Origin of the sequence: Pantoea sp. SOD02 (assembly GCF_024707505.1) — a bacterium.
Classification (GTDB): domain Bacteria; phylum Pseudomonadota; class Gammaproteobacteria; order Enterobacterales; family Enterobacteriaceae; genus Pantoea; species Pantoea symbiotica.
The window spans coordinates 2725812-2750688 of sequence record NZ_CP102604.1; the positions used below are offsets into that span (position 1 = coordinate 2725812).

Sequence of the window (24877 nt, forward strand, 5' to 3'; positions counted from 1 at the left end):
TGCGCATTCATGCGCACCTGAATTACACCAACGTCTCCGCCAGCCCGTCGATCATTACCTGCGGCATGCCGCGTGAGCAGTGCTCGATACGGCCGCGCACGCCATACACCTGCGCCAGCGTCTCTGGCGTAATCACCTGCGACGGCTCGCCGTCCGCCAGCAGATTGCCATCCTTCAGCATCAGCGCGTGATCCGCATGACGCAGCGCGATGTTGATATCGTGCACCACCACCACCGTCACAATATTGCGCAAACGGGTTTCACGACGCACCAGATCCATTACGTGGAACTGGTAGTTGAGGTCCAGCGCGCTAAGCGGTTCATCCAGCAGCAGCAGTTCCGGACGGCGAATCAGCGATTGGGCCAGGCCGACCAACTGCTTCTGTCCGCCCGACAGCTGATCGAGATAGCGCATGGCTAAATGCGCGATGCCGAGTTGCTCGAGCAGATGCATGATCTCCGCTTTGCTCGAGGCGCTGTGCAAGCCACCCGACGCGCGCTGCGCCACGATAATCGACTCCAGCACGTGCAGATGCACGCCAGCCGGCAAACTTTGCGGCAGATAAACTACGCGCTGCGCCCGACGCGCAAAAGGCTGGCCCATCAGCTCTTCACCGTTCAGCCACAGCTCGCCCTGCCCTTTGCCGAGACCGGCCAGCGCGCGCAGCAGCGTTGATTTGCCGCAGCCGTTAGGACCGAGCAACACGGTGATTTTGCCCTGCGGCAGTTCCGGCACGTTAAGATCTTCAATCACCTTGCGCTTCGGGTAACCGGCGGAGAAATGACTCAGACGTAATCCCTGTTCCATTACACCGTCCCCCGATGACGCAGAATAATGCTGAGGAAGAACGGCACGCCGACCAGCGAAGTCACAATCCCCACCGGAATGATCACGCCGGGAATCAGGTTTTTCGACGCCACCGAGGCCAGCGACAGCACCAGCGCACCGACCAGCGCGCTCGCTGGCAGGTAATAACGGTGATCTTCACCAAACATCATGCGTGCAATATGCGGCGCGACCAGGCCGATAAAGCCAATCGGACCGACAAAGGCCACCGCCAGCGCGGAGAGAATACTGATGCGCAGCAGCGTTGCCAGGCGCAGACGGCGCACGTCGATACCAAAGCTCACCGCACGATCTTCGCCAAGGCGCAGCGCGGTCAGCTTCCAGCTGCTGAGCATTGAGAACGGAATCAGGATGGCAAAGGCGGCAGTTAACACGCCGAGCTTTTCCCACGACGCGCGTGCGAGGCTGCCCATGGTCCAGAACACTAAGCCCTGCAAGGTATCTTCGCTGGCGATGAACTGCATCATCGAGACTAATGCGTTGAAGGTGAACACCAGCGCGATACCAAACAGCACCACGCCAGAGGTAGAAACTTTGGTCCAGCGCGTCACGCCATCCAGCATCAAGGCGGCAAACAGCGCAAACACAAAGGCGTTGGCGGAGATAAACCACTGATCCGGTACGCCCGGAATGCCGATACCGAGAATGATCGCCAGCGCCGCGCCAAAGGCCGCCGCCGACGAGACGCCGAGCGTAAACGGGCTGGCGAGCGGGTTATTCAGAATGGTTTGCATCTCTGCACCGGCGAGCCCAAGCGAGAAGCCCACCACCACTGCCATCAAGGCGTACGGTAACCGTATATCCCAGACAATGACGCGCGTGCCCGCATCGACCGCATCGGGATGGGTCAGCGTTTGCCATAAGGTATCGAGGGAGAGCCCAGCCGGGCCGAGCGTGAAATCCAGAATTACTGAGGCCAGTATCGCCAGCACCAGCACGCCAATTAACAACAGTCGCTGGCGCAGTACCTGACGATAATGTGTGATGGTATCGGTTTCGAGGCCGTTTTCCGCCAGCAGCGTGGCGTCGGTGGTACGCATTGTTCTACCCGTTTCTTGTCGAAATCATAACGGCAGCCACAATAGTGCAGGTGATAATAATTATCAATTCAATCTGAGTAACAAAATCCAAAAAAAAGTGCGCATAATTGCGCACTTTCCATGATTGTCGGATCGCCATTAATGGCGACCTTTTTGCAAACATCACTCTTTAAACGTCGGGAATTCCATCTCGCTGTATTTCACGAAGCGCGAGCCGCGTGTCAGCTTGTAACCCAACCAAATCACCAGGAACAGCGGCAGACCAATATAGGTCGCGGCCACGCCATACCAATCAATGCGGTCGGCAAGGAACGCCTGATAGTTCTGCCCCAGCGTGATGATCAGACACAGAATAAAGGCGAAGATCGGTCCCAGAGGGAAGAAGCCCGAACGGTATGGCAAATCGGCAAGGCTGTGTCCCTGCGCGATATAACCGCGACGGAAACGGTAATGGCTGATGGCGATACCCAACCAGGCGATAAAGCCGGTCATACCCGAAGTGTTCAGCAGCCAAAGGTAGACTTCCTGGTTACCAAATTTCGAGCTCAGGAAGCACAATCCCGCCACCACGGTGGTAGCAATCAGCGCGTTACGCGGCACGCCACCTTTCGACAGCTTGCCGAAGATGCGTGGCGCTTTGCCTTCGCGTGCCAGGTTGAACAGCATGCGCGTTGAGGCGTACATGCCGGAGTTACCCGCCGACAGCACCGCCGTCAGAATCACCGCGTTCATCACCGCCGCTGCCGAGAGCAGACCGGCATTCTGGAACACCAGCGTGAACGGGCTGATGGCGATATCGGTGACGTCGTTATGCAGCAGCTTCGGATCGGTATACGGCAAAATCAGGCTGATGATCAGAATGGCGAAGATATAGAACAGCAGAATTCGCCAGAACACCTGACGCACCGCGCGCGGGATGTTCTTCGCCGGATCCTGGGATTCACCGGCCGCGATACCAATCAGTTCGGTGCCCTGGAAGGAGAAGCCGACAATCATCGCAACGCCAATCATTGCGGCGAATCCACCGGCAAACGGCGCTTCGCCGACGGTCCAGTTGTGCCAGCCAGCATTTTCTGCGCCACGCATAATGCCGGTGATCATCAGCACGCCCACCACAATAAAGATGATGACGGTGGTCACTTTGATCAGCGAGAACCAGTATTCCGCTTCGCCGAAGCCTTTTACGGAGATGTAGTTGAGCAGGAACATCAGGCCGAGGAACAGTGCGCTCCAGATCCAGCCCGGCGTGTCCGGGAACCAGTAGTTCATGACGAGTTGCGAGGCGACGAGGTCAACGGCGATGGTGACCGCCCAGTTGTACCAATAGTTCCAGCCCAGCGCGAAGCCGAAGCCTTCTTCAACGTATTTCGAACCATAAGTGGAGAAGGAGCCAGAAACCGGCATAAATGCCGCGAGTTCGCCGAGGCTGGTCATCAGGAAGTAAACCATCAGGCCGATGAGCGCATAAGAGAGCAGCGCGCCGCCAGGTCCGGCCTGAGAAATGGTGGCACCCGAGGCGACAAACAGGCCGGTACCGATGGAGCCACCAATGGCGATCATGGTGAGATGACGCGCTTTTAATTCACGGCGCAATCCAGGTTGTTGTGTTGTTTTTGAGTCATTATGCATGTGTAAACGCTATGCTGGATAAAAATGAGGCGAGATTGTAGCAGCTAGCCCCAAGCTGTATAGCATTCACGTCGGGTTATTAGTTACCTTCATGATCGGCCAGGAATTATTAGCCGCAGCGTGTTAAGCACTGCGATTATTCTCGGCAATACGACAGGAAACGGCTCAAAGCTTTGGAGACATGCTTCTGCCGATGATGGATGCGATACAACGTACGCGTCAGGCGCGGCAGCGGGATCAATACTTCCACCAGCGTGCCGGCCTCCAGCAGATCTTCAATCACCCGCCGTGACAAACAGCTGATGCCCATGCCGTGACGCACCGCGTGTTTAATTGCCTCTGAGTTGCCCAACTCCATGCCGAGCTGAAACTGCGGCAGATGCGACAGCAGCAGATAATCCACGATCTCACGCGTACCCGAACCGCGCTCACGTAGAATCCACGGTGCGGCGGCGAGTGTTTCCAGCGTAATCGGCTGCTGCAGGATGGCAGCATCCGGCGCGGCAAATACCACCAGCTCATCTTCCAGCCACGGCTCGCTGATAATATCCAGCTCGTGACATGGACCTTCTATCAAGCCGATATCGACGCGAAAATCCGCCACCGCATTAATCGCATCCTGGCTGTTGCCGACGCTCAGCTCCAGCGGCAGCGCGGGAAAATCACGGCGATAGGCGGCGATCATGCCCGGCAGCAGGTAATTGCCGATGGTGCTGCTGGCGAACAGGCGAATCGCCCCATTATCTTCTTTAAACAGCTGTTCGATTTCACCCGCCTGCTCCATCAAACCCACGGCGCGCGGATAGAGTAAACGTCCATGCTCATTCACCACCAGCCGCTTACCGACACGGTCAAACAGCTGCACGCCAAGCTGGTTTTCCAGATCCGCTAACGCGGCGCTCACCGCCGACTGCGACAGCGCCAGCACTTGCGAAGCCTGGGTTGTCGAGCCGCTTTTCAACACTTCGGTAAACACTTCAATCTGGCGCAACGTGATGTGCATGTGTTCCTCTTATATTACTTATACTGGTTAATTATAAATATATTATCAATTTTACTTTTATACCAGTGCGGTGCACGCTTGAGGTTGAGATTGAGTGCTAGAAGGTCGCCATAAATGGCGCCCCTACGGGTTTTCGTAGGGTGCGCATTCATGCGCACCTGATTACATAAGCGATTTATTGCTTAAGTGAGCGGCATTTCGAAATGAATGCCGACACGATAAGGAGAAAAGTATGGCTGAGTTAAGCGTGAATAAAAGCCCGTTTCATCTACATCAGTGGCTGCCGGGTTTGCTGCTGACTGTCGCGATTGCCGGTATCGCGGCATGGCTTGGCAATCAGTCATGGTTGGCCGGTGCCGGATTCGGTGCGCTGACGTTAGCGATTATTTTGGGCATCGTGCTCGGCAACAGCCTTTATCCGCAGATTGCTGGGGCATGTGACAGCGGCGTGCTGCTGGCGAAACAGCGCTTGCTGCGCCTCGGCATCATCCTTTATGGCTTTCGTATTACCGTGCAGCAGATTGCTGATGTCGGTCTCAGCGGCGTGCTGATCGATGTGCTGGTCCTCAGTTCTACTTTCCTGCTGACCTGTTTTATCGGCATCCGTCTGCTAAAGATGGATCGTGAAACCGTGTGGCTGATTGGTGCGGGCAGTAGCATTTGCGGTGCGGCGGCGGTGCTGGCGAGTGAACCTATCGTTAAAGCTGCGCCATCAAAAGTGGCGGTAGCGGTTGCCACCGTGGTGCTGTTTGGCACCGTTGGCATCGTGCTGTATCCGCTGCTCTGGTCGCTGCTGCCAACTGTCAGTGCAGAACATTTCGGCATCTTTACCGGATCGACGCTGCATGAAGTGGCGCAGGTTGTCGCGGCTGGTCATGCGATGGGTGCAGAAACCGAGAATACTGCGGTGATCGCTAAAATGCTGCGCGTGATGATGTTAGCGCCCTTCTTACTGATTCTGGGCAGTTGGCTGAAGCGTCAACGTAGCCACAGCGCGCAGCAGCAATCAATCAGTTTCCCGTGGTTCGCGCTGCTATTTATTGTGGTTGCGCTGTTTAACTCGCTGCATCTGCTGCCTGCTAACGTGGTTGGTGCGCTGAATCAGCTGGCAAATCTGCTGCTGGCGATGGCGATGGCGGCGCTGGGTTTAACCACTCGTTTCAGTGCCTTAAAGCAAGCCGGTTTGAAACCGTTGCTGCTCGGCTTGATGATGTTTGGCTGGTTGATTGTTGGCGGCGGAGCACTCAATGTGCTGGTGCAACATTTCATGGCGTAATCGCATCCGCTATAGTGAGCGCTTTGCAGTAGCAATCGCCCAATCAGGAGAGCGGCATGAAATATATCGGCGCACACGTCAGTGCATCAGGCGGCGTGGACCAGGCAGTTATCCGTGCCCACGAACTCGAAGCCACCGCGTTTGCTTTGTTTACCAAAAATCAGCGCCAGTGGAAAGCAGCACCGCTGTCAGGGGAAGTGATTGATGCGTTTAAAACCGCCTGCGATCGCTACAACTTCACCTCTGCGCAAATCCTGCCGCACGATAGCTATCTGATTAACCTTGGCCATCCGGTGATGGAAGCACTGGAGAAATCGCGCGAAGCTTTCCTCGATGAAATGCAACGTGCCGAGCAGTTAGGTTTGACCTTGCTGAACTTCCATCCCGGCAGCCATCTTAAGCAAATTGATGAAGAGGCGTGCCTGAAGCGTATCGCCGAATCGATCAACATCGCGCTGGATAAAACCAGCAGCGTGGTGGCGGTGATCGAAAACACCGCGGGTCAGGGCAGCAACCTCGGTTTCCGCTTTGAGCACCTCGCCACCATTATTGAACACGTGGAAGATAAGTCGCGCGTTGGCGTGTGCATTGATACCTGCCACGCCTTTGCGGGTGGTTACGATCTGCGTACCGAAGAAGCCTGCGCGGAGACGTTTAGCGATTTTGAACGCATCGTCGGTTTCCAGTATCTGCGCGGGATGCACCTGAATGATGCCAAGAGCACGCTGGGCAGCCGCGTCGACCGCCATCACAGTTTGGGTGAAGGCAATATCGGCAAAACCGCATTTAGCTGGCTGATGAAGGATAAACGTTTTGACGGCATTCCGATGATCCTGGAAACCATCAATCCGGATATCTGGAAGGATGAGATTGCGTGGCTGAAGTCAGAGCAGCAGGGTTAATGATTTAACCAGGTCGCCATGAATGGCGCCCCTACGGAATGGTTCTGTATTGATGCCAGACATGAAAAAGGGAGCCGAGGCTCCCTTTTCATGTCTGGCGAAGATTACGCCGCTTTTACCAGCTCTTCTTCTGGACGTTTCAGGATAGCGTAGCCAAGACCTGCCACCGCCGTACCAATCACAATCGCCATCAGATAACCCAATACTGGGGTAATCGCGCCTGGAATCAGCAGGACGAACAGGCCACCGTGCGGTGCCATCAGTTTCGCGCCAATCGCCATGGAAATCGCACCGGTTACCGCGCCGCCAATGATACAGCATGGCAGCACACGCATTGGGTCACGCGCCGCAAACGGAATGGCACCTTCAGAGATAAAACACAGACCAAGTACCAGCGCCGCTTTACCGCCTTCCTGCTGACCTTTGTTGAACTTACGACGCGCAACAATCGTCGCCAAGCCCATCGCCAGCGGTGGCACCATACCGGCCGCCATAATTGCCGCCATCGGTGCGTAGGTTTGTGAACTCAATAGGCCAACACCAAATGCGTAGGCTACTTTGTTCACCGGACCGCCCATGTCGGTACACATCATGCCACCGAGAATCGCGCCCAGCAGTACTGCATTCGCCGTACCCATGTTTGCCAGCCAGGTTGTCAGGCCAGTCATGATGCCAGCAACCGGCTTACCAACCACGTAAATCATCAGCAAACCGGTAATCAAACTCGCCACCAGCGGAATGATCAGAATCGGCTTCAACGCTTCCATACTCTGCGGCAACTTCACTTTGCTGCTGAGCATCTTCGCGGCGTAACCCGCAATGAAACCGGCGATGATACCGCCAAGGAAACCGGCGTTAATGCTGGTGGCGATCATACCGCCAATTAAACCTGGCGTCAGACCCGGACGGTCCGCAATTGAGAAGGCAATGAAACCGGCCAGAACGGGTACCATCAGCGCGAAGGCACTGCCGCCACCAATCTGCATCAGCGCCGCTGCTAAGGTGCCCGGCTCTTTAAATGCGGTGATACCAAAGGCAAATGACAGCGCGATGCTCAAACCACCGGCGACCACCATCGGCAGCATATAGGACACGCCGGTCAGCAGATGACGATAGGCACCGGCTTTCTCTTTGCTGTCGCCCTGTGCGCTGGCCGCCTGATTACCGCTCGGCTGATAGGTTTTCGCTTCGGCCTGCGCTTTATCCAGCTCCTGCGCGGTTTTCTTCAGCGCCAGACTGGTTGAGGTGCGGTACATCGGCTTACCGGCAAATTTCGCCAGATCCACATCGATATCAGCCGCGACGATCACCAGATCGGCTGCCGCCACTTCTTCTGGCGTAATCGCGTTGCCAGCGCCCACAGAACCACGGGTTTCGACTTTCACCCACCAGCCACGCTTGATCGCTTCGGCCTGAATAGCTTCGGCGGCCATAAAGGTATGGGCAACGCCAGTTGGGCAGGCGGTCACCGCCACAATGCGTTTCTGACCACCGCTCTGCGCCGCCACTGGCGCGGCAGCGGTTGCTGCAGCAGCAGGCTGCCAGGTTTTGGCACTCGCTTTGGCTTGATTGATTGCCGCCAGCGGATCGCGCAGCGCTTGCTGCACATCAACCAGCGCCAGCGATTTACCCGCCAGCTCTGCGTCGTGCGGCGCATTGTGGCCAGCAACCAGCACCAGTTCCGCTTCGGCGGCATTATCGGTCAGCGTCAGTCCGGCTTGTGCCGCCGTCGCACGTAAGCGTTCCAGCGCCAGATGTCCTGAAGCCAGTCCCAGTGAAGAATCTTTTATCAGCAGCGTTTTCATTATCGCTCTCCTGCTGTTAGTTAACGGGTTGTAAGTCGACGCGCGCCATCATCGCGGCCAACTGGGTACGATCTTTAACGCCAACGTTGCTTTGGCTGACGGCCATCGCCGCCACTGCCGTTGCCAGACGCAGCGTGTGCTCGCTGGATTCACGCATCAGCAAGCCGTAAATCAAGCCGCCGACCATCGAATCGCCGGCACCAACGGTGCTGACCACTTCGCAAGCGGGCGGTTTGGCGATCCATTCGCCGGAAGCATTCACCCACAGCGCGCCTTCCGCACCGAGAGAAATCACCACGTGCGCAATACCTTGCTCACGCAGTTCATGTGCGGCACCAATCACGTCCTGCAGCGCAGGCAGTTTGCGACCAGCCCAAATCTCCAGCTCGCGGCGGTTCGGTTTCACCAACCACGGCGCGGCTTTCAGACCGGCGACCAGCGCTTCGCGGCTGCTGTCGAAGATGATGCACGGGCACAGCGTGCGCAGATCGCTCATCCACTTGGTGAACGCTTCTGGCGCCACGCCGGCTGGCAAGCTGCCGCTAACGCACACCATGTCGAACTGGCCCAGCCAGGTGAGTGAATCGGCTGTGAAGCGATCCCAATCCTGCGCGGTGACGTCAAAACCGGAGAAATTCAGGTCGGTTACATCGCCGTCTTTTTCGGTCAGCTTAACGTTGATACGCGTACGGCCCTGTACCACCTGAAAACGGTTAGCAATGCCGAGCTCGCTGAACAACTGTTGAAAGCCGTCCTGATTCTCTTTACCAAGGAAACCGCCGACGGTGACATCAATACCGAGATCTTTCAGCACCTTGGCAACGTTGATGCCCTTACCCGCCGCGTGCAGTCCGGTGGTTTTCACCAGGTTAACTTCACCGCGCTCAATTTCTGGCGTGTAACCGACCAGATCGTAAGCCGGGTTTAAGGTAATTGTTGCGACACGACGACTCATGCTGCCCCCTCGCCTAAACCGGCGTTAATGGCTTCTTCAATCGCGTTCAGCGCCTGCTGCGCATCATCACCGCTGGCGGTAAAGCGCAGGCGATGGCCTTTTTTCACGCCCAGCGCGACGACTTTCATCAGGCTACGGCCGTTAGCCGGTTTACCGCTGCCGTCGAGATTGGTCACGGTGATATCGCTGTTGAACTGTTTGATCACGGTAACCAGCGCCGTGCCCGGACGTGCATGCAATCCGTGTTCGTTGCGAATGGTGAACTCTGCGGTCAGCAGCTCAGCGGCTTCATCGACTTCGCTGGTCAGCAGCGCCAGAATCCCGGCGGCATCGGCCTTCAGCAGACGTTCAGCTTTGTTGGTTAGCAGCAAGTTACTGAGGTAGCCCAGCACCTCCAGCGGACGCTGATCGTTAGCCGCCACGGTCAGCAGCAGCGCAACGTTTTCGCCCTGATGCTGGAACGGCGCAGCGGTGCGGCTGACTGCCACTGCGCTGCCAATATTGCCGCTAGCGCTGTCGCTCAGCCAGATGCCCTGACCCAGGCTCAGCGGTGCACGTGAAATCACGTCAGCAATAAAGGACGCATCCACCGCGCCTGCAGCCTGCAGACGACCGGCGTTCAGTGCCTGTAAAGTGATTAAATCGCTGGCCGCTACATCAACGGCAATCAGCGAAGTATCGAATTTGAATTCTGCCGCCTGGTTTTCGCCCATCAGTAAGGCTCGCAGATCTTCCGCCGAGGCGGTTTTCAGCTGTTCAGCAATGCTGTCGTCGCTTAATACGTGGGTGAGCTGGCGCAGCAACGCGAGGTGTTCATCAGACTTGGCAGCAATACCGATCGCCACATATGCCGTTTGCCCCTCGCCCCAATCCACGCCCTGCGGGAACTGATAAACCTGTACACCGGTTTTCAGTACCAGGTCGCGAGTGTCGGTGGTGCCGTGCGGAATGGCAATGCCGTTACCCAGGAAAGTGGTGGTTTGCTGTTCGCGCGCCAGCATGCCGTTAACGTAGCCTTCGGCCACATTGCCCGCAGCGGTTAACGCAGCGGCAACCTGGCGAATGGCCTCTTCTTTATTCTGTGCGCTAGCACCGGTATGAATGGCCTGAACTTCGAGCTGGAACATATCTCTCCTCGCTTGCTGTATTGAATCGTTTCAGCTAGATGTTGAAAAAAGATGCTATGCATCGCGGACTTAGCCGGAATGACAACGCTGAAACGTTTCAGGGAATATGGTACAGCCACGTACAGCAGGCAAGAAAATGCGCGATCTGAGTAGCAGATTTTTGACGTCCCGCACACTTCATGTTGGATTTAAGATTTTTTCCGGCAGGCAGGCTGATGCTTTTGCTGTACAGACAACCGGCACTAAGCCAAATTCTTCAGCTCTGCGTCAGCAAACGGTTCAAGGTGCGGTATCGGCTTCCAGTTTTAGCAAGAACGTCATGGCGCTATCACGGCTGCTGCCGCACATTTCTGCGCTCGGTTGTAAACCAGCACAGACAGCAGGACGCAGCGGTGAACCAAAGATTTTGCAGCGCTGCTGCTCATCAAGTTGCACGCAACGCGTATTGGCCGGCTTGCCGTGTGGCATGCCAGGAATCGGGGATGAGATTGAGGGGGCTGTGCAACAGGCACCGCACTGGTCACGACAAAACATCATGCGCTCCTGTAGACAATTCGCCGCGACAATAACAGTCTGAGGCCGCGAATGCCATGCACCGGCAACAATTTTACATTGCCTCGCTTGCCAGTTTTTCGCCGCGCGAGTAACGTGACGCGCATTAACCTCCTGTCAGCGAGAAAACCACCATGCCAAAGGCAAATGAGATCAAAAAAGGGATGGCTGTCACCTGGAACGGCAAACTGTTGCTGGTGAAAGACATTGACGTACAGAGCCCAAGTGCTCGCGGTGCCGCGACGCTCTATAAGATGCGTTTTACCGATGTCCGCACCGGCCTGAAAGTGGAAGAGCGCTTCAAAGGCGACGATATTATTGACGCCATTTCGCTCAGCCGCCGCGCCGTCACCTTCTCTTATATAGATGGTGATGAGTATGTGTTTATGGATGACGAAGACTACACGCCGTACAACTTCAAGAAAGAGCAAATCGAAGAAGAGCTGCTGTTTATTCCTGAAGGCGGCATTCCTGGCATTCAGGTACTGACGATGGACGGCCAGGTCTTGGCGCTTGAACTGCCACAAACCGTCGACATGGAAATTGTTGATACCTCGCCGGGCATCAAAGGTGCATCCGCCAGCGCGCGTTCTAAACCCGCAGGCATGAGCACCGGCTTATCCATTCAGGTGCCAGAATATCTGAGCAATGGCGATCGCATCCGCATTCATATTGCGGAACGTCGTTACATGGGACGCGCTGACTCATAACGTGCTTCCGTCCGGCCGCCGGTGATTGTTATAGTATAACAAGGCCGTGCGTGCCGGATGCCACTCATCCGCGCGCGATTTATTCTCTTTTTTTGGAGCCCTTTTGTGACGCGCGTAAACCTCATCACCGGATTTCTCGGCAGCGGAAAAACCACCACGCTGCTGCATCTGTTAGCCAACAAACCCGCCGATGAAAACTGGGCGATTCTGGTCAACGAATTTGGCGAAATTGGCATCGACGGCGCACTGCTCGCCGATCGTGGTGCCACGCTGAAAGAGATTCCCGGCGGCTGCATGTGCTGCGTTAACGGCTTGCCGCTGCAGGTTGGGCTGAACATGCTGCTGAAGCAGGCGAAACCCGATCGTCTGATTATCGAACCCACTGGCCTTGGCCATCCCAAACAGCTGCTGAACATGCTGCGTGCTGCGGTCTATCAACCCTGGATTCAGGTGGATGCCACCTTAACGCTGCTCGATCCGCGCCAGCTCGCCGACGCACGCGTGGTGGAGAATGAGAACTTCCGCGATCAGCTGGTGGCGGCCGATATCATCGTGGCGAACAAAAGCGATCGCTGGAGCGATGAGGATCGTCAGCGTTTACAGGATTGGCAGCTGCAATTTTTGGGTGAACGCCAGCTGGTAGAGGCGGCCTGGGGTGCGATCGATCCCGCGCTGCTGACGCAACCCGCCTTGGCGGATCGTGCGGTTCCCGATGCAGCCCATCACCACCACGCTTCACGTCCACAGGGCTTAGCCGCACTGAAACTGGATGGTCAGGTGCGCTGGCGTCGGGCGCTCAATGAAGGCCAGGGTTATGCTTCCTGTGGCTGGATTTTTGATGAGGAAACCGTGTTTGATACCATTGCCGCACTAGAGTGGGCGCGGCTTGCGCCGGTGGATCGCGTAAAAGGCGTACTGCGCACGTCGGACGGTTTAGTCAACATCAATCGCCAGGGCGAAGACTTGTTTATCGAAACGCGCCCTACTACACCGCCGGATAGCCGCATCGAATTAATCCATCATCAACCCGTAGACTGGAACCTTTTGCAGATCGCCTTGTTGAAGATTCGTTTAAATTAGATGCGTTAGGTTGCCCCGTTGTTTTCACTTTGGATTTATTTTTTATGCGCGCGTCACGATTAATCACCATCCTGCTGCTGAATGCGCTAGGGATAATGTTGTTTGTTTCATGGTACCTGCCGCCCGATCACGGGTTCTGGTTTGGTATCGATAAAGCCATCTTTTATGGCTTCAATGACCAGATGGTTGACCATCACGGCTTCGCGCTGTTAGTGGCCATCACTAACTTTCGCGGCTTCGATCTGGTTTCACTGCTGGCGATGGGTGCGCTGTATCTGTGCTTCTGGCGTCGCGAAACACCGCAAGGCCGCCGCCGCATGCTCGCGATTGGCATCACCATGTTGCTAAGCGCCGTGATCCTGAACCAGCTCGGCCATCTGCTGCCGGTGCAACACTCCAGCCCAACGCTGTTCTTTGACAATGTGCATCGCGTAAGCGAACTGACCGGCATCCCGGCCAAAGATGCGTCGAAAGATAGCTTCCCGGGCGACCACGGCATGATGCTGATGATCTTCACCTGCTTTATGTGGCGCTATTTCGGCTTCCGCGCGTTTCTGGTGGGCCTGGCGATTAGCGTGGTGTTTGCTCTCCCGCGCGTGATGGCGGGTGCACACTGGTTTACCGATATTGCTGTCGGTTCGTTGTCGGTGGTGCTGGTTGGCATGAGCTGGTGCCTGTTAACGCCATTCAGCGACAAGCTAGTCAATTGGCTGGACCGTTCGTTGCCGGGCAAATATAAGCCGCGCAGGTAATTGTTAAGCGCGAGTGATCATAGAATAAAAAGTCGATCGCTCGCGCTTATTTAAAACCTGAATAAACTATTAGCAAACTAACATTATTCAGGTAAAAGAAAAGATTATGATGAAAAATGCGGAACAATAGCCTTTATCTTAGTCTGTCCAGCCCGAACCCTCTTAAAATCGGCCTTAGCGCCAGAATTACCCCCTTATTGCACCGCTGTTTGGCTATTAAATCGCTGCCAATTGTTGATAAACTAGCCATTGTGTTACAGATTGATTTCACATCGAAAAAACCTTTGAATATTTATATAAAAGCACTCGCCACGCGGTCTGTAATCGGTTAACCTCAAATCCGATTAGTAAGCAACAGCATAAAATGCGGTGCTTAAAGCTACAAAAATGTGTGCATTAACACATTTTAGTAATTAAGGATTTGTCTTAGACGGCCGTACTTATTAATCTCAACCCGTTTTGTCATCTGGCTGACGACATTCTGTCGTAAGGAAACCGAAGGAATTCACGTACAATGGTCAAGTCTCAACCAATACTGAGATACCTCAGGCGGATCATTCCCGCAGTTGCTCTGGCAACACTTTTATCAGCATGTAGCAGCACCCATAACGGTCAGAACGCGAATAACGAGAATCATGAAGTTAACAACCAGAATGGTTTTTTACTTCAAGCGTCTCAGGACGAATTTGAACAGATGGTGCAGAACGTGGACGTTAAGTCCCGCATCATGGAACAGTACAGTGACTGGAAAGGTGTACGTTATCGCTTAGGCGGCGACACCAAACGCGGCATTGATTGTTCTGCTTTTGTTCAGCGCACCTTTCGCGAGCAGTTTGGTTTAGATTTGCCGCGCTCAACGTCAGAACAGCAAGACACCGGCAAAGAGATTTCACGCAATAAATTGCGCGCAGGTGACTTAGTGCTGTTCCGCGCCGGTTCTACCGGTCGCCACGTTGGCATCTATCTCGGCAACGATAATTTTGTTCACGCATCCACCAGCAGTGGCGTGATGATTTCCAATCTGAACGACAGTTATTGGAAAAATCGTTACCGTGAAGCGCGTCGGGTTCTCGCTAAAAACCCGAGCTAACGTATTCTTTTGAAGATCCTCTCAGCCAGAGAATCAGAAAACGCTGCCCCGGCAGCGTTTTTTTTCGCCCACTGTTTTTAACTCAAATCCAATCGATAAAAAGTAATTGAGAATCAAAAATATAACGAGACATTCTTCGCGCTCTCGTTATATTCTCGTTGACTTCCTGATACCCAAACATCGCCCTTCAGACGCCGTGATTACTGCGATGTCGGCAGGACTCTGGGTAATGACCAAAGTGATAAACATAATAAAAATGGCAAGACAAGGGGAATACACTCCATGCCACTTTCGGGGACATTAAAACGCCACGCCAGCTACTCAAGACGCATCGCCTGGAGTAGCGTAATCATCGGCACGTTGTTTTTTCTGCTTTTTGTCACCGTCCTGTTAACACTGACCTGGCAAAAACGCGTACAACAACACCAACAGCTACTGGCTCACAGCCGTGACGATTTACAACAGGTCATTACAACCCTGGTGGATACGCTTTATCCACTGCAGCAATACACACAATTAACCTGCAGCAGCGTCGGCCGTGAGCTGACTTCTCGCGCTGCGTTTGCGGGAAATATCCGCGCCATCCTGCTGGTCCGCGACAGTAATGCTTACTGCTCTTCTGCTACAGGCAGTTTTTTGCTGGCTGCCAACGCGATATCGCCTGAATCTGAACTGGAACGCGATCGCGATATGCGCTTACTGGAAGGCACGCCATTGCTACCAACGAAACCGGCGCTGGCGCTTTGGCTGAAAAATCCAGGTTCGGCAGAGACCGGCATTCTGGCCACCATGAACATCAGCCTGACGCCTTACCAGTTGCTGGCTTCCTATCATCCCGAAATCACCGGTATGGCGTTGGTGATCGGTAATAAGGCGCTACTCAGCGGCAGCAATAAGGTGGTGCACGCCAGTGATTTGCCTGCATCGCTGCATGAAATAGCCTTTAACAATAGCGACCTGCACTTTGTGCTGTTTGGCAGCACCTTAGCGCCACGTGATTACTCACTGACGCTGCTCACTGGGATACTATTTTCCTTACTGGTTTCCGCTTTGAGTTGGCTATTGCTGACTCGACATCAGCGTCCGGGCAAAGAGATCATGCAGGGAATCAAACGTGGTCAGTTTCACGTTGAATACCAGCCGCTAGTCACCGCGCATGATGGACAACCTTACGGCGTGGAAGCGCTGCTGCGCTGGACGCATCCCACTGAAGGCATGATTCCACCGGATGCCTTTATTAGCTACGCAGAAGCGCAAAACCTGATTATTCCGCTCACCCAGCATCTATTTACTTTGGTGGCGCGCGATGCACAGTTTCTCTGTAAACAACTGCCGCGTGGCACACGTCTGAGCCTCAATCTCTCGCCGCTGCATCTCGCCTCAGAGAGTTTCCGTCATGATGTGCAGGTATGGATTAACGCCATGCCGCCTGATCATTTCAACTATGTGTTTGAGATTACCGAACGCACTATGGTCGGGGAAAAAAATGCCGGTGAAATCTTCGCCTGGCTGCACGAAAACAATTTCAAAATTGCGATTGATGATTTTGGCACCGGACACAGTGCGCTGATCTACCTGGAAAAATATCCGTTCGATTATCTGAAGATCGATCGTGGGTTTGTGCAAAGCATTGGTACGGAAACCGTCACCTCGCCGGTTCTTGATGCGGTGCTGCTGCTGGCGAAAAAACTTAACCTGAAAACCGTGGCGGAAGGCGTTGAAACCGGCGACCAGGCGGCATGGCTGGTGAATCGCGGCGTGACGCATTTACAGGGCTATCTGTTTAGCCGCCCGCTACGACCTGAAAAACTCGCCAGTTATTTCCAACGCCAGCGCATACTGAGTTAGCATCACGCGAACCCCATGAAACTGCTACCATAAAGTGCGGAACACCACAGGAGATCGCCTCACTTATGCTGCTGCGTCTTGTCACAGCGTTATTGTTTTGTAGCGCCATTGCGCCGCTGCATGCCGCAACCATCAACGAAAGCTATGCCTTTGCTAAACTGGGCGAGCCGAAATATGCGGTCAATTTCACGCACTACGATTACGCCAATCCCGCCGCACCTAAAGGCGGCAAAATCACGCTGGCGGTGGTCGGCACCTACGACAACTTCAATCGCTTCGCCTCGCGCGGCAATCCCGGCATTGGCACTGATACGCTGTATGACGGCCTGTTTACCACATCCGATGATGAACCTGGCAGCTACTATCCGCTGATCGCTGAATCGGCGCGCTATCCCGACGACTATCGCTGGATGGAAGTGTCGATCAATCCGCATGCACAGTTTCAGGACGGAACACCAATTACCGCGCAGGATGTGGCTTTTACTTTCCAGAAATTCATGACGGAAGGTGTGCCGCAGTTCCGCGTGGCGTTTCGTGACGTGCAAGTTAAAGCGCTTAACCGCCTCACCGTGCGCATCGACATGCCGAAGCCGGACAAGGATCGGGTTCTCAGTTGGTTGACGCTGCCGGTTATTCCGGAAAAGTTTTGGCAAAACAAAAAGTTTAATGAGCCGATTGGTTATCCGCCGCTGGCCAGCGGGCCTTATCGCGTCACCTCGTATAAATCGGGTCAGTTTATCCAGTACAGCCGGGTGAAAGATTATTGGGCGGCCAATCTGCCGGTCAATCGCGGACGCTTTAACTTCGACACCCTGCGTTATGACTATTATCTCGATGACAACGTGGCGTTCGAGGCCTTCAAAGCCGGCGCTTACGATTTGCGTGAAGAGAGTTCAGCCAAGAAATGGGCCACGCAATATCGCGGGCGCAACTTTGATAGTCACGCCATCGTTAAATCAACCATTCCCAACACCGTTTCCACCGATACGCGTTGGCTGGCCTTTAACAACGAAAAACCGCTGTTCGCCGATCGTCGCGTACGCGAAGCCATCACGCTGGCGTTCGATTTTGAGTGGATGAATAAAGCGTTGTTCTACGGCGCTTATAAACGCACAAGTAGCTATTTCCAGAACACCGAATATGCAGCGCTTGGCTATCCCAAAGCCGAGCAGTTGATTCTGCTGGCGCCGTACAAGGCGCAGCTGCCAGCGGAAGTGTTCAACGATGAGTATGCCCCGCCCCGTTCCGACGGCAGTGGTTTCGATCGCGGCAACCTGTTGCAAGCCATGAAGCTGCTGAAAGAAGCGGGCTGGGAGATTAAAAACCAGCAGCTGGTGAACGTGAAAACCGGCCAGCCGTTCCGTTTCGAATTACTGATGCGCAGCGGCACGCAAAACGACTGGGCGCTGCCGTTCCAGCACAGCCTGCAACGGCTTGGCATCCAGGTCACATTGCGCCAGATTGACAGTTCGCAATATTTACGGCGTTTACGCGAAGGTGACTACGACATGATTCCGTCACTCTATTACGCGATGCCATGGCCCTCCACCAGCTTGCGCACCATCTGGCAGTCTGAGTTCATCAACTCTTCATGGAATACGCCGCGCGTGAAAGATCCCATCGTCGACCATTTTGTCCAGCAGATCGTGGAGCATCAGGGCGATGAGAAAGCGCTGCTGCCGCTTGGTCAGGCGCTGGATCGCATCCTGCTGTGGAATGCCTACATGATTCCGATGTGGTACAGCGCGGAAGATCGCATGGCGTATTGGGACAAGTTTTCCCATCCCGAGATTAAACCCGCGTTTGCTACCGGTCTGGAAAACTGGTGGTACGATGTGAACAAAGCCGGGCGATTGCCGGCCGATCGACGCTGAGGAGCACGGTTTGGCAGCCTATTTTCTTCGCAGGTTACTGCTGATCATCCCCACGCTGTGGGCGATCATCACCCTGAACTTCTTTATTGTGCAGATAGCACCCGGCGGTCCGGTGGATCAGGCGTTAGCCAACGTGCAGTTTGGTCATAGCACCGGTATTCCCGGCTCCGGCGGTGGCGACAGCAGCACGCGCGGATCGCTGGTGCGCGACAATCCCGGCGACAGCCAATATCGCGGCGCACGCGGCCTGGATCCGGAAGTGATCGCGGAGATTAAGCATCGCTACGGCTTCGATAAGCCGCTGCTACAGCGTTACGGCGAAATGCTGTGGAACTACATCCGTTTTGATTTCGGCGACAGCCTGTTCCGCAGCGCATCGGTGCTGCAGCTAATCAAAGAGAGTTTGCCGGTCTCCGTCAGTTTGGGATTGTGGAGCACCTTAATCATTTATCTGGTGTCGATTCCGCTGGGCATCAAAAAAGCGGTGCGTAACGGCAGCGCCTTCGATATCTGGAGTAGCACCTTTATCATCATTGGCTATTCGATTCCGGCGTTCCTGTTCGGCATCATGCTGATTGTGCTGTTTGCCGGCGGCAGCTACTTTGACTGGTTCCCGCTGCGCGGCCTGACGTCACCGCAGTTTGATGCGCTGCCGTGGTACAGCAAAATCACCGATTACCTGTGGCACATCACGCTGCCGGTGATGGCGACGGTGATTGGCGGTTTTGCCACGCTGACCATGCTGACCAAAAACTCCTTCCTCGATGAGATCCGCAAACAATACGTGGTCACCGCGCGCGCCAAAGGGCTGGATGAGAAGCGCGTGCTGTACGGCCACGTATTCCGCAATGCCATGCTGCTGGTGATCGCCGGTTTTCCTGCCACCTTTATCAGCATGTTTTTCACCAGCTCGGTGTTAATTGAGGTGATGTTCTCGCTCAATGGTTTGGGCCTGCTCGGCTACGACGCCACCATCCAGCGCGATTATCCGGTGATGTTTGGCACGCTTTACATCTTCACGTTAATTGGCCTGCTGATGAACATTCTCAGCGATCTGACCTACACGCTGGTCGATCCGCGCATTGATTTTGAGGGACGCTGATGCGCTTATCTCCTGTTAACCAGCAGCGCTGGCAGCGTTTTCGCCATAACCGTCGCGGTTACTGGTCGCTGTGGATTTTCCTGATCATTTTTGTCCTGTCGTTGGGCGCTGAGTTGCTGGCCAACGACAAACCGCTGCTGGTGCATTATCAGCAGCGCTGGTACATGCCGCTGCTGTTCAACTACAGCGAAAGTGATTACGGCGGTGATTTCTCTACGCCCGCTGATTATCAGGATCCGTGGCTGAAGCAGCGCATCGATCAGCAAGGTTGGGCGATTTGGGCACCGATTCGCTTTAGCGACAGCACCATCAACTTCGCCACCGATGTGCCCTTCCCTTCTCCACCTTCGGCGCAAAACTGGCTCGGCACCGACGCTAACGGCGGCGATGTGCTGGCTCGCCTGCTGTATGGCACGCGCATCTCATTGCTGTTCGGCATTATGCTGACGCTGTTCTCCAGCGTGATTGGCATCGTGGTCGGCGCGGTGCAAGGCTACTTTGGTGGCCGCATCGACTTGGTCGGCCAGCGGCTGATTGAAGTGTGGTCGGGCATGCCATCGCTGTTCCTGCTGATTCTGCTCTCCAGCGTAATTCAGCCCGGCTTTTGGTGGCTGCTGCTGGTTACCGTGGTGTTTGGCTGGATGAGCCTGGTGAGCGTGGTGCGCGCCGAATTCCTGCGTGCGCGTAACTACGATTATATCCGTGCGGCGCGCGCGCTCGGCGTCAGCGACAGCCGTATTATGCTGCGCCACATGCTGCCAAACGCCATGGTCGCCACATTAACGTTTCTACCGTTTATCCTGTGCGGCTCAATCACCACGTTAACCTCGCTCGACTTCCTGGGTTTTGGTTTGCCAGTCGGATCGCCATCGCTCGGCGAGCTGCTGTTACAGGGCAAAAACAATTTACAGGCGCCGTGGCTGGGGCTGGCGGGCTTCTTTGCCCTCGCCCTGCTGCTGTCGTTACTGATCTTTATCGGCGAAGCGGTACGCGATGCCTTTGACCCGAGCCGAGGACGCTAAATGAGCCTGCTAACGGTGAATCATCTGGCGGTGGCCTTTCAGGATCGCCGCGTTGTGGAAGACATTTCGCTGCAGATTGATGCCGGCGAAACGCTGGCGCTGGTGGGCGAATCCGGTTGCGGTAAAAGCGTTACCGCGCTGTCGATCATGCGCTTATTGCCGCAGCCGCCAGTCAACTATCCGCAAGGTGAAATTCTGTTTAACGGCCAGGATATTCTGCAGGCCAGCGAACGCACCCTGCGCGGGCTGCGTGGCAACCAGATGGCGATGATTTTTCAGGAGCCGATGGTGTCGCTCAATCCGCTGCACAATGTGGAAAAGCAGCTGTATGAAGTGCTGTCGGTGCATCGCGGGATGCGGCGCGAAGCCGCGCGTGGCGAAATGCTCAGTTGCCTGGATCGCGTCGGCATTCGTAACGCGGCGTCTCGTTTGCAGGATTTTCCGCACCAGCTTTCCGGTGGCGAGCGACAACGTGTGATGATCGCCATGGCGCTGCTGACGCAGCCGAAGCTGCTGATCGCCGATGAACCGACCACCGCGCTGGATGTCACGGTTCAGGCACAGATTCTGCAACTGCTGCGCGAACTGCAACGTGAACTCAATATGGGCATGCTGTTCATCACCCACAACCTGAATATTGTGCGTCAGCTGGCGCACAGCGTCACGGTGATGCGTAATGGCCGCGGTGTGGAACACAACCGCTGCGATTTGCTGTTTAGCCAACCGCAGCAGCCCTACACGCGTGAGCTGATCGCCGCCGAGCCGGATGGTCAACCGGTGCCGCTGCTGGACCCTAAACCGCTGTTGCAGGTGAAGAATCTGCAGGTTGGTTTCCCGATCCGCCGTGGGTTGTTGCGTCGCACCGTGGCAGAGAAGCTGGCGCTCAAGGATCTCAGCTTTACGCTGCGTCGTGGCGAAAGCCTGGGATTGGTCGGCGAATCGGGTTCAGGTAAAAGTACTACGGGCCTGGCGCTGCTGCGCTTAATCACCGCGCGCGGGGAGATCTGGTTTGACGATAAGCCGCTGCATCAGCTGTCGCCAAAGCAGTTGTTGCCGCTGCGCCAGCGCATTCAGGTGGTGTTTCAGGATCCCAATTCGTCGCTCAATCCGCGCATGACGGTGCAACAGGTGATTGCGGAAGGCTTAGCGGTGCATCGTCCGGAACTCAGTGCTGCCGAGCAGAAAGCCAAGGTGATTGCGGTGATGCAGGAAGTGGGACTCGATGCGGACAGCCGTTCACGCTATCCGGCGGAGTTTTCCGGCGGTCAGCGCCAGCGTATCGCTATCGCCCGCGCGTTGATCCTTGAGCCGCAGCTGATTGTGCTGGATGAACCCACCTCGTCGCTGGACCGCTCAGTGCAGAAGCAAATTCTGACCTTGCTGCGTCGTTTGCAGCAGCAGCATCAGCTCGCCTATCTGTTTATCAGTCATGATTTGCAGGTGGTACGCGCGCTCTGTCATCAGCTGATTGTACTGCGTCAGGGTGAAGTGGTGGAACAAGGTGATTGCGAAACACTTTTTAACGCACCAGCAGCCGATTACACGCGGCAGCTACTGGCGTCAGCGCAGGGAAAAGATCTGAGTCAGTGACCATCGAAGGTTTCGGCGATAGCAACTCCCTGATTTTTCAGGCAGCAGTTGGTCGCGCTTTCGTCATCACGTTGAATCAACAGACAAGGCTGCCCTTCACACTGGGCAATTTTGCACTCGACCTGAATTTGCGCCAGCGTTTCTTTCAGCTGGTGCAGAATTTCCAGCGCCGGATGACCATCGTGGCTCAGCAGACGCAGCACCACTAAATCTTCGGCATGCACGCCATTCGCCGCTTCCTGACGCTCAATTTCACCCGCATGTTCAAGCGACCAGCGATAATGTTGTGGCAAGCGATGCACAACGGAAAGTTGCAGCATAGTTATACGGCCCCCAGAGACGTTAACTTTATTCACGACGACGGCACAACGTGGTGAATCCCAACCTGGTTAGCTCAGAATACGAACTCAGTCTGCCTTCTCGTTTTAAGCACAAAACATGTAGCCAATTTATAATTTGCGAGGCTTCTCACATTTATGCCTATGTTTACCGTGTTCGGCTGCGGTTAACAATCATTTTAGACGCAATCTCGTTACTTTTTTATCTCTAAATTTTCACATAATGGAAACATTAAGCATAACGAATGAATGGGGATTAGCGAGTGAGGGGAGAGATTTAAGTTAGGCCAGGTCGCCATAAATGGCGACCCTACGGAAAGATTCAGGATATGTAAGATCGCCATTCATGGCGACCTTGTGGATGTCACGCTACCTGTTGAGGCCGTGAAGCATAAGTGAACAGCACAATCGAGATGGTGGCGCACAGTGCAATCGTAGCCACCATCGGCCATGCGCTGTTAATGCTGACTAATGAGAGCAGCGCGCCGACTAACGCACCGACACCAAAACGCAGCGTACCCGCCAGCGAAGAAGCCGTGCCCGCCATATGTGGGAACTCATCCAGAATCACCGCCATCGCATTCGACGACACCGTCGAGACGCAGCCAATAAACATCGCCACGCCAAACACCAGCGACAGGAAACCTAAATCCAGCGCGCTGGAGATCAGCAGCCAAACGCCCATCGCGAACTGAATCACCAATCCCAGGCGGAACATTTTCACCGGACCAAAACGGCGCACGGCGCGGCTATTAATCAGCGTCATCACGAACAGGAACACCACGTTGAGGCCAAAGTAATAGCCGAAGTTCTGCGGTGAAACGTGGTTCACTTCGATGTACACAAACGGACCGGCGTTGAGGAAGGTGAATAATCCGGCAAAGGAAAAACCGCTCGCCAGCATGTAACTGAAGGCGCGTTTATGGCGCACCAGCGCCACGAAGTTGCCTAATGTGGTACGCAGATGAAAGCGCTGCCGCTGTTCAGGCTTAAGCGTTTCACGGATTTGGGTCACCACCAGCACCGTGGTGATCAACGCGGCACCCGCCAGCGTCCAGAAGATGGCGTGCCAGTTCCACAGCAACAGCAGCCAGCCACCGATAATCGGTGCCAGCAGCGGCGCGATGGTGGTCACCAGCATCACGAACGACATCATGCGCGAGAAGTCCTCTTTCGAGTAGGTATCGCGCATCAAGGCGTTGATTACCACGCTGGCAGCGGCGGCCGATAAGCCGTGCAGGAAGCGCATAAAGATCAGCTGATCGATGGTTTGTGACAGCGCACAAGCCGCAGCGGCGCAGGCAAAGATCAGCGTGCCCAGCACAATCACCGGTTTACGTCCGTAGCTATCCGCCAGCGGGCCATACACTAACTGGCCAATGGCGAAACCAAGGATGTAGAGGTTGAGCGTCATCTGCACGCTGCCCGCCGAAACCGCGAACTCATGGGCGATTTGCGGCATGGCCGGCAGATACATATCAATCGAAAGTGGCATCAACATCGCCAGCAATCCGAGGATGACCACTAAACCAACCGGTGAATTCTTTTCCTTGCGCACCGCGTTCTCCCGCTATTTGCGTTGTTTGAGTTCTTCTGGCAGGCCGATGCTGTCGACCTCTTGCTGGGTCAATTCACGATATTCACCTTCACCGAGATCTTCATCGAGCTCGATTTCACCAATACGTTCGCGATGCAGCGCCGATACATGGTTACCCATCGCCGCAAACATGCGTTTGACCTGATGGTAGCGCCCTTCACTGATGGTCAAGCGTGCCGCTTTCTCATCAAGGATCTCCAGCACCGCAGGTTTGGTGAGCTCTTTTTCATTGTGCAGCTGTACACCTGCAGCAAACTTCTCAACCAGTTCTGGATCGATCGGCTCTTCTACTTCAACCAGATAGGTTTTTTCCAGGTGATGCTTCGGTGAGGTAATGCGGTGTGACCATTGGCCATCGTCGGTCAGCAGCACCAAACCGGTGGTGTCGATATCGAGACGTCCCGCCGCATGCAACTTGAACGCCGCAGGTTCTTCGATAAAGAACAGCACGGTGGGATGATCGGGATCGTCGGTTGAGCAGACGTAACCTTGCGGCTTGTTCAGCATGAAGTAGCGCGGACCTTGCTGCACCACCAGCGGATTGCCGTCGTATTCGACTTCATCGTCTGGCAGTACTTTGTAAGCCGCATCGCGCACGACTTCGCCGTTAATGGTGACTTTTTTGGCGCGGATTTCGCGTCCGGCGATAGCACGGCTAACTTCCAGTTGCTGAGATATGAATTTTTCGAGTCGCATGAATTCGCTTTGCCTGTTACTGCGGGGGAAACTGAAACGGTG

Annotated in this window: 22 protein-coding genes; 11 read left to right on the forward strand and 11 right to left on the reverse strand. The window is 55.0% G+C overall.

Features of this window, described 5'->3' with window-relative positions:
* Window positions 1-22: 22 nt before the first annotated feature.
* From NR302_RS12660 to yieE, 4 genes are all read right to left on the reverse strand, one after another.
* Complete coding sequence (locus NR302_RS12660; protein ID WP_258143640.1) at window positions 23-808, reverse strand: ABC transporter ATP-binding protein; 786 nt, start codon at window positions 806-808, stop codon at window positions 23-25.
* A complete protein-coding gene (locus tag NR302_RS12665) occupies window positions 808-1887 on the reverse strand; it encodes an iron ABC transporter permease (RefSeq protein ID WP_154181553.1) in 1080 nt (359 codons plus the stop codon). The genes NR302_RS12660 and NR302_RS12665 overlap by 1 nt, the downstream gene beginning before the upstream one ends.
* A 162-nt stretch (window positions 1888-2049) precedes the next feature.
* A complete protein-coding gene (locus NR302_RS12670; protein ID WP_008104991.1) occupies window positions 2050-3516 on the reverse strand; it encodes an amino acid permease in 1467 nt (488 codons plus the stop codon).
* A gap of 136 nt (window positions 3517-3652) precedes the next feature.
* Entirely contained in the window at window positions 3653-4519 is an 867-nt protein-coding gene (gene yieE / locus NR302_RS12675; RefSeq protein ID WP_061717796.1) for a DNA-binding transcriptional regulator YeiE, read from the reverse strand.
* Window positions 4520-4751: 232 nt separating this feature from the next.
* On the opposite strand from yieE, the gene NR302_RS12680 reads away from it, so the two are divergent.
* Complete coding sequence (locus tag NR302_RS12680) at window positions 4752-5795, forward strand: YeiH family putative sulfate export transporter (protein WP_258143641.1); 1044 nt, start codon at window positions 4752-4754, stop codon at window positions 5793-5795.
* Window positions 5796-5851: 56 nt separating this feature from the next.
* Window positions 5852-6697, forward strand: a complete 846-nt coding sequence (gene nfo / locus NR302_RS12685) for a deoxyribonuclease IV (RefSeq protein WP_008104999.1) — start codon at window positions 5852-5854, stop codon at window positions 6695-6697.
* A gap of 104 nt (window positions 6698-6801) precedes the next feature.
* Here the strand turns inward: nfo and fruA are convergent, their stop codons facing one another.
* The 4 genes from fruA to NR302_RS12705 all read right to left on the reverse strand — a co-directional run bounded on the left by fruA (window position 6802) and on the right by NR302_RS12705 (window position 11118).
* Window positions 6802-8502, reverse strand: coding sequence for a PTS fructose transporter subunit IIBC (gene fruA, locus NR302_RS12690; protein ID WP_258143642.1), 1701 nt, complete (start codon window positions 8500-8502; stop codon window positions 6802-6804).
* 16 nt (window positions 8503-8518) lie between these two features.
* Window positions 8519-9457, reverse strand: a complete 939-nt coding sequence (gene fruK / locus NR302_RS12695; RefSeq protein ID WP_061717799.1) for a 1-phosphofructokinase — start codon at window positions 9455-9457, stop codon at window positions 8519-8521.
* Window positions 9454-10584, reverse strand: a complete 1131-nt coding sequence (gene fruB / locus NR302_RS12700) for a fused PTS fructose transporter subunit IIA/HPr protein (RefSeq protein ID WP_154155887.1) — start codon at window positions 10582-10584, stop codon at window positions 9454-9456. Before fruB ends, fruK begins: the two co-directional genes overlap by 4 nt.
* Window positions 10585-10863: 279 nt before the next feature.
* On the reverse strand, window positions 10864-11118 hold the full coding sequence (locus tag NR302_RS12705; RefSeq protein WP_008105007.1) for a YkgJ family cysteine cluster protein: 255 nt from the start codon (window positions 11116-11118) through the stop codon (window positions 10864-10866).
* A gap of 152 nt (window positions 11119-11270) precedes the next feature.
* On the opposite strand from NR302_RS12705, the gene yeiP reads away from it, so the two are divergent.
* The 9 genes from yeiP (at window position 11271) to yejF (ending at window position 22204) form a co-directional block, all read left to right on the forward strand.
* A complete protein-coding gene (yeiP, locus tag NR302_RS12710; RefSeq protein WP_008105009.1) occupies window positions 11271-11846 on the forward strand; it encodes an elongation factor P-like protein YeiP in 576 nt (191 codons plus the stop codon).
* Window positions 11847-11951: 105 nt separating this feature from the next.
* Window positions 11952-12926 carry a GTP-binding protein gene (locus tag NR302_RS12715; RefSeq protein WP_258143644.1) on the forward strand — a complete coding sequence of 325 codons (975 nt, stop codon included), beginning with the start codon at window positions 11952-11954 and terminating at the stop codon, window positions 12924-12926.
* Between the two features lie 44 nt (window positions 12927-12970).
* Window positions 12971-13678, forward strand: coding sequence for a phosphatase PAP2 family protein (locus NR302_RS12720; RefSeq protein ID WP_154190266.1), 708 nt, complete (start codon window positions 12971-12973; stop codon window positions 13676-13678).
* 514 nt (window positions 13679-14192) lie between these two features.
* Entirely contained in the window at window positions 14193-14768 is a 576-nt protein-coding gene (gene mepS / locus NR302_RS12725; RefSeq protein WP_008105015.1) for a bifunctional murein DD-endopeptidase/murein LD-carboxypeptidase, read from the forward strand.
* Between the two features lie 282 nt (window positions 14769-15050).
* Window positions 15051-16616 (forward strand): cyclic di-GMP phosphodiesterase, encoded by a 1566-nt coding sequence (locus tag NR302_RS12730; RefSeq protein ID WP_061717803.1) that lies wholly within the window; start codon window positions 15051-15053, stop codon window positions 16614-16616.
* Between the two features lie 65 nt (window positions 16617-16681).
* Entirely contained in the window at window positions 16682-18490 is a 1809-nt protein-coding gene (locus tag NR302_RS12735; RefSeq protein ID WP_258143645.1) for an extracellular solute-binding protein, read from the forward strand.
* A 10-nt stretch (window positions 18491-18500) separates the two neighbouring features.
* Window positions 18501-19592 (forward strand): microcin C ABC transporter permease YejB, encoded by a 1092-nt coding sequence (locus NR302_RS12740; RefSeq protein ID WP_258143646.1) that lies wholly within the window; start codon window positions 18501-18503, stop codon window positions 19590-19592.
* Entirely contained in the window at window positions 19592-20614 is a 1023-nt protein-coding gene (locus tag NR302_RS12745; protein ID WP_008105023.1) for an ABC transporter permease, read from the forward strand. Before NR302_RS12740 ends, NR302_RS12745 begins: the two co-directional genes overlap by 1 nt.
* Window positions 20615-22204, forward strand: coding sequence for a microcin C ABC transporter ATP-binding protein YejF (yejF, locus tag NR302_RS12750; RefSeq protein WP_258143647.1), 1590 nt, complete (start codon window positions 20615-20617; stop codon window positions 22202-22204).
* On the opposite strand, the gene NR302_RS12755 is transcribed toward yejF, so the two are convergent.
* The 3 genes from NR302_RS12755 to rsuA all read right to left on the reverse strand — a co-directional run bounded on the left by NR302_RS12755 (window position 22198) and on the right by rsuA (window position 24835).
* Complete coding sequence (locus NR302_RS12755) at window positions 22198-22524, reverse strand: hypothetical protein (protein ID WP_008105027.1); 327 nt, start codon at window positions 22522-22524, stop codon at window positions 22198-22200. The genes yejF and NR302_RS12755 overlap by 7 nt on opposite strands.
* A gap of 382 nt (window positions 22525-22906) precedes the next feature.
* Window positions 22907-24100, reverse strand: coding sequence for a Bcr/CflA family multidrug efflux MFS transporter (locus NR302_RS12760; RefSeq protein WP_258143648.1), 1194 nt, complete (start codon window positions 24098-24100; stop codon window positions 22907-22909).
* A gap of 12 nt (window positions 24101-24112) precedes the next feature.
* Entirely contained in the window at window positions 24113-24835 is a 723-nt protein-coding gene (rsuA, locus tag NR302_RS12765; protein WP_154190277.1) for a 16S rRNA pseudouridine(516) synthase RsuA, read from the reverse strand.
* Window positions 24836-24877 lie beyond the last annotated feature (42 nt).